This is a genomic window from Methanogenium cariaci JCM 10550 (genome assembly GCF_001315945.1).
In the GTDB taxonomy this organism is placed as follows: domain Archaea; phylum Halobacteriota; class Methanomicrobia; order Methanomicrobiales; family Methanomicrobiaceae; genus Methanogenium; species Methanogenium cariaci.
Map to the genome: position 1 here is coordinate 1 of NZ_BBBG01000046.1, position 2,834 is coordinate 2,834.

Annotated in this window: 4 protein-coding genes; all 4 read right to left on the reverse strand. The window is 50.6% G+C overall.

Features of this window, described 5'->3' with window-relative positions; genetic code table 11:
* Positions 1-611 (reverse strand): NosD domain-containing protein (locus JCM10550_RS19995; RefSeq protein WP_281175454.1); only part of this gene is annotated, 611 nt, incomplete at its 3' end.
* Between the two features lie 5 nt (positions 612-616).
* Positions 617-940: a hypothetical protein gene (locus JCM10550_RS16450; protein ID WP_157200407.1), complete on the reverse strand. Its 324-nt coding sequence runs from the start codon at positions 938-940 to the stop codon at positions 617-619.
* A gap of 31 nt (positions 941-971) precedes the next feature.
* Positions 972-2,174: a hypothetical protein gene (locus tag JCM10550_RS16455; RefSeq protein WP_157200408.1), complete on the reverse strand. Its 1,203-nt coding sequence runs from the start codon at positions 2,172-2,174 to the stop codon at positions 972-974.
* A 378-nt stretch (positions 2,175-2,552) separates the two neighbouring features.
* Positions 2,553-2,834: hypothetical protein (locus tag JCM10550_RS16460; protein WP_218185277.1), on the reverse strand; the 282-nt coding region annotated here is incomplete at its 5' end.

Consider the following 2,834-nt stretch of genomic DNA (forward strand, 5'->3'; position numbering starts at 1 on the left):
GGGTGCGCAGCCATCAGCGGCGCATGGTCGGTGCCCAGGCTGTCGGGAAGTTCGTAGGGCGTGTCTATGACTCCGTCGCCATCGGTATCCTTTCCGGTGTAGTCCGACCAGAAGTTGCCGAGGCAGCCGGTGTGCTCCGTGCCGTTGTAGGTGTAGGTGACGGGCTCAGGAGAGTTCCAGTAGGTGGTGGTCGGGGCGGTGCCCCCCCTGAGGCCGATGCCTGAGACATTTGAGTTCAGGAAGATTTTGTTGCCCTCACCGGCATCACGGAAGTAAAAGGAACTTTCGTCTTTAGCATCGAAGGTGTTCCCGGCGATGGTGTTATTAGCTGCACCTGTGTTGCGAAGGTTAATATCACCAGATCCAGATGCAATTGTAAAATTAGTAAACCTGTTATTGATGATCGTAGAGTTGCTTGAATCTCTCAGCATTAAATAGCACCAAGGGGGGGTGCCTATACCATTCATCACGGTGTTATTCTCAAAGGTAATATTGTTACTTTTTATTGAGACATAGCTGGTTGTTCCCTTTATTATGCAGTCACGGATGATGGAGTCGCAAGAGATGTCTTTCTCTGTAGATATGCCACGAGAACCGCCGACAACGGAAATACCCTCTATGAGAGTGCCATTCGCGTCTGCATAGGTGTAGCCACCTCCCAGACTAATAGAACCCCCCCTTCATTGAGGCTGACAGTCACCAGATCGGCACCCTCGCCAATGATGGAGAGGTGGGGGGGTTTATGTACCGTAAATTCACCATACGTACCGTTGTAGAGGAAGATGGTGTCGCCGGGCTGGGTATCTACTGTTCCTGAAACTTCTGTGTAATCACTGATGGCATCGCCGTCATGGAGGTACCAGGTCGTCGCCAGAACCGGCGTGCAGATGAAAGAGAGCAAAATAAGGGATGATAATAATAGTAAATTCAGTTTTTTCATTTCAATCACTCAAAGAAAAAGGAAAAAAGGGTTAGTTGGAGTGGTGATGCGTCACCACGAGCTTTACGTAGTCAGTGGAGAGACTGGATGCATCTCCTCCACTTGATGCAGCATTCTGCTTCACGAGCACGGTGACGTCACCGTTAACGACATAATCGCTGATGCCTGTGGTGACGCTGGAGAGTGGCATGTAGCCAACATTATTCTTCCAGATGTAGGTGGTGGCGCCCTGATCTGCGGGGGGGTCTCCGCTTTCATGGCTGCCGGTGCCGGTCCAGGTGAAGGCCAGCTTCTCGATGTTGGCTGCGTCTTCAGAGAGGTCGAAGACAAAGCGCTGTGCAGCGAACTTGCCGTCGTTCGTACTCGAAGTTGTCTCGAATACGTTGTCAACCGTCGCAATCTTGGATGTATCAACTGTAGTGAGGCTCGGCTCGTTCACGGTTGGAGTTCCATTGACTTCGCCCTCATACGCGTACTCAACCGTGTCTCCGCCGGTGGCGAAGTCATAGCGGTGAGCCGGGTAGATGTCAATGGTGTTGACCATCTTCACAGAGAGACCCTTTGCAGAGGGGGGGTACTGGTCGCCGGTGTTCCGGTCGGTGTAGTTCTTCCAGTACCAGGATGGCAGTGATTCGTGCATATCCCAGTTGGTGAAGTTATTCACACTTGAGTTGTAGAAGTAGAGTCGCATGCCGATATCCCAGGTAGGGACATTGCCATCAACAGAGTCCCACCAGGTCAGAACCAGGTCGCCGAGATCGCTGTCCGGGTTGTTGACTTGGGAGCCGCTAAACCATGAGGAGTAGGTCTTACTTCCGACACTCCTGATCGCGATCTCGTCACCGGCATTCATGCCACCGACTTCACCGACAAGGTCACTTATGGAAGTGCCGTTGTGGCCGCCGTAGCTAACAAGGTTGACGCCTTTTTCATTCTCGTCCCAGATGCTGTAGTTGTTTATATCGAAACCAGCGGCGACCCACTCGTCCTCAAAGACCGGGCCCTGCATGTAGATATCACCGTTGCTCACAACATTATCGTAATCTGTTGTCATGTTTGACCAGCTGATGGTCGCTGAGTTGGCAACAGCTGAATAGTTGTTGTCGCAGTACTTCGTCACGGTGACACTGGTCGTCCCCGCCGCTGCTGCCGGGGGGGCCACCAGCACTGCGCCGATCACGCAGAGGCAGATGAGCGCCGAAAGCCCATATTTTTGAAATTCATCTTTTTTCATTGTCATTACCTCGACCAGAACACTATTCCCCTAGCCAATAGACCTCTTGGAGATCAATATAAAATCATTTTGATTTTTATCGGCGATTTGTAAATCAAATTATATTAATAAAATTGACTCACAATGCCGGATCAAATGATCAATCTGAGCGACGATAATGCGATTAAATCAAAAATGTCGCTATTTACTAAATAAAATGAAAAAATGAGCCACATTATCCGGTTATTTGACAAATATTACTCACAGGCGCCCATACCGGGAAAGGCCCCTGCAAACACGGAGAATGTATTGTGCGCACCAGATATGATCATGACATTACTTCAATAAAATATATATTTGGCGCAAATGGATCAAATAAAATTAAAAAAGGAAGATGATTCAGGCCCCCCCGATGGCCGCAAGACTACCATCCGTATCCACACAAAGCCAGTAGCCCTGTCCCGGAGACATGACTGCACCGTCAGCAGGGCGGGCCGCCAGTTCATAGGTCTGGGTATCGGCATCATAACCCACCAGTGAAGACCAGTTCGTAAGACTGACAAGGGCATCCGTTGCCGGAGCCGAATCAACATCAGAGAACCCAACCGCATTCCAGCCGGAGGTCAGCGGTTTCATCGCCGGGATCTGCCGGGGGGGATTGGAATCATACGTCAGGTTGAC

Bases quoted from the DNA above. Each gene is read 5' to 3' on its own strand.
- JCM10550_RS16455 (WP_157200408.1), bottom strand. From the start codon at position 2,174: ATGAAAAAAGATGAATTTCAAAAATATGGGCTTTCGGCGCTCATCTGC.
- JCM10550_RS16450 (WP_157200407.1), bottom strand. From the start codon at position 940: ATGAAAAAACTGAATTTACTATTATTATCATCCCTTATTTTGCTCTCT.